The 6,401-nt window shown below is 34.7% G+C and carries 10 protein-coding genes and 1 pseudogene; 5 read left to right on the forward strand and 6 right to left on the reverse strand.

What is annotated here, in order from left to right; genetic code table 11:
* Nucleotides 1–147: 147 nt before the first annotated feature.
* The 3 genes from FB379_RS17950 to FB379_RS17960 all read left to right on the forward strand — a co-directional run bounded on the left by FB379_RS17950 (nucleotide 148) and on the right by FB379_RS17960 (nucleotide 1,287).
* A complete protein-coding gene (locus tag FB379_RS17950; protein WP_013877120.1) occupies nucleotides 148–465 on the forward strand; it encodes a hypothetical protein in 318 nt (105 codons plus the stop codon).
* Nucleotides 466–603: 138 nt separating this feature from the next.
* Nucleotides 604–999, forward strand: coding sequence for a hypothetical protein (locus FB379_RS18895; protein WP_242009368.1), 396 nt, complete (start codon nucleotides 604–606; stop codon nucleotides 997–999).
* A 12-nt stretch (nucleotides 1,000–1,011) separates the two neighbouring features.
* The gene (locus tag FB379_RS17960; protein ID WP_066248432.1) at nucleotides 1,012–1,287 is read left to right on the forward strand and encodes a hypothetical protein; all 276 of its coding nucleotides are present in this window, start codon (nucleotides 1,012–1,014) and stop codon (nucleotides 1,285–1,287) included.
* A gap of 184 nt (nucleotides 1,288–1,471) precedes the next feature.
* On the opposite strand, the pseudogene FB379_RS19390 reads toward FB379_RS17960, so the two are convergent.
* The 3 genes and pseudogenes from FB379_RS19390 to FB379_RS17980 form a co-directional block, all read right to left on the reverse strand.
* Nucleotides 1,472–1,928: pseudogene (locus tag FB379_RS19390) on the reverse strand (IS3 family transposase); the annotation flags it as partial.
* 46 nt (nucleotides 1,929–1,974) lie between these two features.
* On the reverse strand, nucleotides 1,975–2,463 hold the full coding sequence (locus FB379_RS19395) for a helix-turn-helix domain-containing protein (RefSeq protein WP_144598557.1): 489 nt from the start codon (nucleotides 2,461–2,463) through the stop codon (nucleotides 1,975–1,977).
* 410 nt (nucleotides 2,464–2,873) lie between these two features.
* Entirely contained in the window at nucleotides 2,874–3,368 is a 495-nt protein-coding gene (locus FB379_RS17980; protein WP_144598558.1) for a hypothetical protein, read from the reverse strand.
* 481 nt (nucleotides 3,369–3,849) lie between these two features.
* Between FB379_RS17980 and FB379_RS17990 the strand changes: the two genes are divergently transcribed.
* Both FB379_RS17990 and FB379_RS17995 read left to right on the forward strand, forming a co-directional pair.
* A complete protein-coding gene (locus FB379_RS17990; RefSeq protein WP_144598560.1) occupies nucleotides 3,850–3,975 on the forward strand; it encodes a hypothetical protein in 126 nt (41 codons plus the stop codon).
* A 77-nt stretch (nucleotides 3,976–4,052) separates the two neighbouring features.
* Nucleotides 4,053–4,259, forward strand: coding sequence for a hypothetical protein (locus FB379_RS17995; protein ID WP_144598561.1), 207 nt, complete (start codon nucleotides 4,053–4,055; stop codon nucleotides 4,257–4,259).
* Nucleotides 4,260–4,348: 89 nt separating this feature from the next.
* On the opposite strand, the gene FB379_RS18000 is transcribed toward FB379_RS17995, so the two are convergent.
* The 3 genes from FB379_RS18000 to FB379_RS18010 form a co-directional block, all read right to left on the reverse strand.
* On the reverse strand, nucleotides 4,349–5,014 hold the full coding sequence (locus FB379_RS18000) for an N-acetylmuramoyl-L-alanine amidase (RefSeq protein ID WP_144598562.1): 666 nt from the start codon (nucleotides 5,012–5,014) through the stop codon (nucleotides 4,349–4,351).
* Nucleotides 5,014–5,412: a phage holin family protein gene (locus FB379_RS18005; RefSeq protein WP_144598563.1), complete on the reverse strand. Its 399-nt coding sequence runs from the start codon at nucleotides 5,410–5,412 to the stop codon at nucleotides 5,014–5,016. Before FB379_RS18005 ends, FB379_RS18000 begins: the two co-directional genes overlap by 1 nt.
* Nucleotides 5,413–5,490: 78 nt before the next feature.
* On the reverse strand, nucleotides 5,491–6,300 hold the full coding sequence (locus tag FB379_RS18010) for a hypothetical protein (RefSeq protein WP_144598564.1): 810 nt from the start codon (nucleotides 6,298–6,300) through the stop codon (nucleotides 5,491–5,493).
* Nucleotides 6,301–6,401 lie beyond the last annotated feature (101 nt).

The raw sequence follows: 6,401 nt of genomic DNA on the forward strand, positions 1-6,401 counted from the left end.
TCGGAGAGAATTCGCAAACATTTTGCGAGGTATTTCCGATTTTAGTCCAAAATAATTTGAAAAAAGTGGTTCTAAAATAGTGTGCTAATTTACAAGATTCCGAGGGTAAAGTTAAGACGGTATATCCGATGTATTAGGGGGGGTATTATGAAATATGAAATTAGTTTTAAGGAGAATGATAAAGGATTGGAAGTAAACGTTCCGAGTTGTATTTCACCTGTAGCAATTCTTCTTATGGGGGATATTCAAAGCAATGGTGAACCGTGGATAAATTTAATACACAAGGTTTTAAAAGGTGAATCTAGCTATGAGGAGTGTACGGGTAATAACTGTACGTTAGAAATTAAAAAGGACATCACCAAAATAATAGATAATTACAGTGAGGACGAAGAAGAATGCATAATTGAAACGATTGAACTAAAAAAAATTATAGAATTATGGGTAAGAAAAATAAACAATATTTGAATAAAATAGTTATGCACCTTGATTGGCTATATGCCTTTCAAGGTTCTTTTTATTATTAATGGTTTCGCTCTTAAAATAACTGAACATTAATTTCAGAGTTTATGATGGTTATACCTACATGGAGTTTGGCTGATATGCATGCTAAAGAGACGGATACCATTAATACCCTTAGATTGGATAAGAGAATCATTTACTGATGGTATTTATAGAACTGTAATTACAGAAGAAAATATTACGTTATATAGAACTTTTGGTGGTGGTGCAAAGGTTAATGGTTCATTTGTAACTACTAGCCCAGCTGGAAATAGAATAAATGCTAAAATTAATACCGCTTTAGTACCGGATTGGAAAAATTCTAGACAATATGAAGCTGTTATAGAAGTACCGAAAGGTCAAGTTTTAAATTTTGGTAGGGTTGAAAAGCAATATACAAAAACAGGAGCATTATTAAAAGGTGATGGGGATCAAATACTACTACCACAAGGATGGCCATCAGAATGTATAAAGGAAATAAGAGAGGTTCCAAATAGATAGGAGGAGGGTATAATGGATAATAAAAAGCAGTTAATCCAACAAATAAAAATTGTCTTAAATAATCTTGAACAAGATTATTGTAATGAAATAAAAAGTGGTGTTCTTCAACTTATATATAAAAGATATAAGAGTGCATTGGAAATATTAGAGAAAGATAAAGATATTAAAGCAATAAATATTATTGGCAGCATACGGGCTTATTTGGATAGTTATAGTGACTATGAAAATCCGTTATTAGAAGAATTGCATAAATCTGAAAAATTATATAAAGAATTATTAAAAAAGTAGATGTTAACAAGAGTAAGTTTCAAAACTTTAAACCTTGATTGGCAACCGGTATTTCAAGGTTTTTCTTTATTATTTGGGTTAAAAATAATTTGATCAAAGAGCTCATAAAGAAAAGCTTAAAAAGAGGCTGTCCAAAAATGAACTGCCCCCTGTCAAGTAGACAGTAGAAATAATAAAAATATACCTAAGCGGCTTTAGCTCTATATTCCATGGGGCTAAGGCCGTTTAATCTTTTTTGATACCTTTCATAATTATAAAAGCGGATGTACTCATCAATCGCAAGAGCTAATTCTTCAAATGTCTGATACTTATGTAAATAATACTTCTCGCATTTAAAGCGTTCCCCAAAAAGATTCCATTGGCCCATTATCAATACATCTGCCTACTCTTGACATACTTTGTGTCATCCCTGCTTGGTCTATTCTACGTTAACCATGAGAGGTATATTGGAACCCACGGTCACTATGAATAAGTGGATGCTCTCCATTTAAAAGTGCGGTGGCTTGATCCAACGTTTTGAATACAAGATGATTATGATCGGAATGTCCTAAAACATAGCTAACAATTGATCCATCATATAGATCAAGAATAGCACTTAAATAGGCTTTCTTTGATGAACCATATTTTAATTCTGTGACATCTTTTTTTCTTCCTCGATTGTCTTTAAGCGCTTCTTCTCCACCATTTTCATACTTCTTCACCCATTGATATACTTGTTGATAAGAAACTTCTTAAGTCTCTGCTGTTTTTTTTATAATCTTTTCCGTTCCCTAAACAATCAAGCACAATTTGTATCCGTTCATTGCAAGTCGTTTTTCTTCCTTTAGTCATAGAGCTTGTCTTTCCTTTCGACGTATCCTTTAAATCTCTATGGCTATTATACTTCTTAATCCATCGTTGAAGTACCGATCTACTTGAAATACCATATGTCCTGACAATCTCGTACTGTGAGAACTCACCAGATAAATAATCTTTTACAGCTGCTTCCTTAAAACCTTTCCAAGAATTTGAACGTTCTAAACCCTCTATTCCAAATTCCTCAAATTCATTTATCCATTGCCTTAAAGAATATTTAGTAATTTGATACCTTTTACAAAGCTTTTGAATAGTACATTCTCGGTTTTCATATGCAAGTAAAACTTCAAGTTTGAGCTCTGTAGTATATTGCTTATACATAGAAAAACTCCTCCTAAGGTAAAACAGATTTTTTATATTTTAATCTGTCTACCTTAAGGGGAGCATATCACTATCTGACTGCCCATCTTAGTTTCAATTCCTCATAGTTAAGATAAAAACATACTTTTCGGTGGGATTTATGCTTGGAGGTATGGGTTTCAATTCCTCATAGTTAAGATAAAAACCGCCATGCCCACGATTCGTAAACTTCGGCAATTTTATTGGTTTCAATTCCTCATAAATTATAACATTTATCTTGTGAATTGTTGCTAATTTTTAAAACCCTTGAAAATCAAGGGTTTTTCTTTTTCATCTTAGCGTAAATCCGAGTGAATTTCTGAGGCAACAAGTAGCTTTTGTCCCCAATTTGTCCCCATAAAAATTTAAGGCGGACTTTTCTCCGCCTTCTTTTATTTTATTTCCGCTTGTAACAAAATTGATTCTTTATCGCCTTTATATGTATACTGCACATTATTATGATTATTTACTTTCGTATAGTCCATTAGATTGTTTTTACTATCGGTAAGTCCTAGTTCAGAAACTACCTTGTTACGTTCTCCATAGCTTAAAGAATCATCGGCTATACCGACCAGTAGAACAAAAGCAAAATTTAAATCCTCTTTTTCAGCGAAAAGAGTGTCTGGCATTGCTGCAAGGGTTATCTTGTTATCTTTGATAAATACATGAATGTTTTCAGATAACGCAATAACATGCTGACCATCCTCATTTTCTTCACTGGAGATGATTTTCAAATTTGTCTTTTCCCCCATTTGTTTTAATGCTTCTGAAATTCTGCTTTCAATTTCTTTCGGATCCACTTCTGTCTTTGATTCTGTTTTTTCAGAATTGCAACCCACCAAAAACAACATAAAGACAACCGCTAAAATTGAAAATAACTTCCTCATTTAATACATTCTCTCCTATTCCTTTTTACCTACATATTACCATATTTGTATTTTTTATTTACCAAAAATTTTCACCTTTTAACAGAACATATATTCGGTTATAATAAGAACAAATGTTCTTAGAAGGTGATCAGATGAAAGGATTGCTGCTGAATGCTAAAAATCATGGTTTTGCTTTAAAGATGATCTACATGAACGATCAAGGGGTAATAACAGAAAGATTCATTACGGTAAAAGACTTTAACGATAAATACATTCGTGCTTACTGTCATTTTCGAAAAACTTTCCGAACGTTTAAGCGATCGAACATCCTTTCAATTGGTCCAATAAAGAAACGAAAAGTAGGGTGAAACGAATGGGCAGATATGGTCAATTCCGCTCGAGTGAGTGGATTTTTTTATGCAAAAAATTTCAAAAAAGGTGTTTATTATACAATTGTATAATTATATAATTAAAGTGCAAACAAGGGGAGGTAATGGAAATGAAATTAACCAAGAGATCGGTTATGAACAACGCTTGGAAAATTGCTCGAAATGGTGTTAAACGTTTTGGTGGCAGAGCTTCTGACTATATTGCAGAAGCAATGAGGATCACTTGGATATTTTGATGACAAAGAAGATGCAATAAAAGCAAGAAAAGCAGCCGAGGAAAAATATTTCAAGCCAATTCGGGAGGATATCACCAATGGAGAAAATGACTAAAGAAGAATTTCTGCAACGAATTTTGACAAGACGTGAAGCTGAAAGCTACGTTGGTCTATCCAACGTAGCTTTCCAGCATCATATCAGAGAAGGACATATTGTGCCTTGCAAAGAATCTGGATCCGGGAAGGGAAAGGTCCAGCTTTTTTGGAAAGAAGATCTGGACGAATTGAAAAAAATCTTAAAATAATCATTGACTATACAATTATATATTCGATGAACTAGACTACAATGATTTTAGATTAGAGTATTAAGCACGACCAAAAGGCCGTGCTTTTTTTATTTCGTGATAAAGGCCGGATAGCCTTTTTTCTTGAGCTCCGCAGCTAATTTTTCCGCATTTTTTCTGTCAGCAAAAGCCCCGACTTGTACGCGGTAGACTTCTTTTTGGTTAGATGCTGCTTTTTTCTTTAGGCCGAAAGCTTTTACAAGCCCCTGTACATGGCCAAACGCAATCTGATCCAGAAAAGCATCAGACTTCAATTTTCCTGCGTCACTTGAATTGTCAATAAACAAGTTCTCTGTCAAAATTGCCGGCATTTTCGTTTCTCGAAGTACCGCATAGTTGGCTCGTTTTTTACCACGGTCTTTTACGCCACTAATAGCCTTCATAATTTCCTGATGCATAACGTTTTGATATGCAATTGTTGCTGAGCTGACACTTCCATTGTAGATATAGCTTTCAAACCCTGTACCGCCGCCGGCATTGATGTGAACGGAAATGAAATAGTCTGCCCCACATTTGTTGGCCAGATCGGCACGTTGAGAAAGGGATAAATATACGTCTGTTGTTCGGGATAATTTGACTGAAATGTTTTGATATTCTCCCAAAAGGGATTGAATTTTCTTAGCGATTTTCAAAGTCAATTCTTTTTCCTTCAATCCGTTTGCGACTGCTCCTGGATCATTGCCGCCATGTCCTGGATCAATGAAGATTTTCACCATTATTTCTCCTCTCCTTTTCCCTGCAATACTTGCACCGCATTGCGCAGTTTTTCTGGGATGGGAACACCGATTTTGCCGAGATTTTCAATAATACTTAAGAGTTCATTGGCTAGATAAAACCAAATTGTGGCATCCCGAAACATATGGACTTCCCCACCGAGAGCAATATCGACCATATTGGCGATGGCGACAACTAAAAAAATCGCCACTTTTTTGGCGATTCCTTTGACACCAACTCCTGAATTGAGTTTTTTCTCTAAATAGGCAGCCACAACACCAGACATATAATCAAACACAACAAATGTAAGCAATACTGTAAGTAAAGCGCTCCACCCTCCAAATAAATAGGAGGCAAGAGCGCCTCCAATAGAAACAGCCGTTTTAAAAATATGATCCATGTTCTCATCTCCTCACAAAAAACAAAATAAAAATCAGCACCTAAAACGGCATGCTGATTTAGAAGCTGTTTACTAAACCTATGACATATTCCTACGTATTTTCCCTACAATTACATTATCAATTACCAAAACTGTATCTCCATTATTGATTACAATATCATACGGTAATGCTAACTCATATAAAACATCAACAAGTGTACCCGTTCTGTCTAGGTTGTCATCAAGTATCTCGACTCTAAAACCGCCTTCAGATGCGCTACCACGAAATACTCCCTTAAAAATTTGAGGAATATTTTGAACAAACTTGATTCCATAAACTTGTTTTTCATTATTTTGATTAGAAATGGTTATTAATATTGCTTCCATTCCACTTGGAAACCATTGTTCTGCTATTATATCCTTTATCTCATCCCAATTAAAACTATAACCATCCGGAAAAAAATCAGGATGATATAATGTCACGGTTATAGTGTAATCGGCATATTCTTCTTTTAGGTTTAAAAATAGTCCCAAATAACTGTCAGGTTTTACGTATTCAATTTCTGCGACAATATCATCTTTAGTCGCATTATTCTTTAACAGTACACCATCTAAATTCAAGCAGTTTATATCACCAAATCTAAATTCACTTAACCAATAATTATTTGCAGTTGGAGTTTCTGGATCAGTCTCTTTTTCTCCTTTCAACTTATCACGTATATAGGTTGTGATATCACGAACAACATTTCCAATCTGCACGAACGGATTTATTCGTTGAAAAGGGTTATAGTCACGTGCAATGATCCTTAATCTTCTATCAATCTCTAGCAATGGGTCATATGTGCGAACAGTATCACCGATTTCGACTTTAGCTAAATTCTCATAACCCTCAATTCCCGATTGTGCCAAATCAAGTACTGTAAATTATCATTTTATCTCCGCATAAAAAGCCTTCTTTTTTGCAAATTCCTTCGGGATGTTCTTCTCCCCTTTTCTGAAAGAGTGTGCTA

It is taken from the genome of Aeribacillus composti (genome assembly GCF_007827555.1).
Classification (GTDB): Bacteria; Bacillota; Bacilli; order Bacillales; family Aeribacillaceae; genus Aeribacillus; species Aeribacillus composti.

What these genes read in the sequence shown, in the direction of transcription:
- FB379_RS17950 (WP_013877120.1), top strand. Translation starts at nt 148, where the DNA reads ATGAAATATGAAATTAGTTTTAAGGAGAATGATAAAGGATTGGAAGTA.
- FB379_RS18895 (WP_242009368.1), top strand. Translation starts at nt 604, where the DNA reads ATGCTAAAGAGACGGATACCATTAATACCCTTAGATTGGATAAGAGAA.
- FB379_RS17960 (WP_066248432.1), top strand. Translation starts at nt 1,012, where the DNA reads ATGGATAATAAAAAGCAGTTAATCCAACAAATAAAAATTGTCTTAAAT.
- FB379_RS19395 (WP_144598557.1), bottom strand. Translation starts at nt 2,463, where the DNA reads ATGTATAAGCAATATACTACAGAGCTCAAACTTGAAGTTTTACTTGCA.
- FB379_RS17980 (WP_144598558.1), bottom strand. Translation starts at nt 3,368, where the DNA reads ATGAGGAAGTTATTTTCAATTTTAGCGGTTGTCTTTATGTTGTTTTTG.
- FB379_RS17990 (WP_144598560.1), top strand. Translation starts at nt 3,850, where the DNA reads ATGAAATTAACCAAGAGATCGGTTATGAACAACGCTTGGAAAATTGCT.
- FB379_RS17995 (WP_144598561.1), top strand. Translation starts at nt 4,053, where the DNA reads ATGGAGAAAATGACTAAAGAAGAATTTCTGCAACGAATTTTGACAAGA.
- FB379_RS18000 (WP_144598562.1), bottom strand. Translation starts at nt 5,014, where the DNA reads ATGGTGAAAATCTTCATTGATCCAGGACATGGCGGCAATGATCCAGGA.
- FB379_RS18005 (WP_144598563.1), bottom strand. Translation starts at nt 5,412, where the DNA reads ATGGATCATATTTTTAAAACGGCTGTTTCTATTGGAGGCGCTCTTGCC.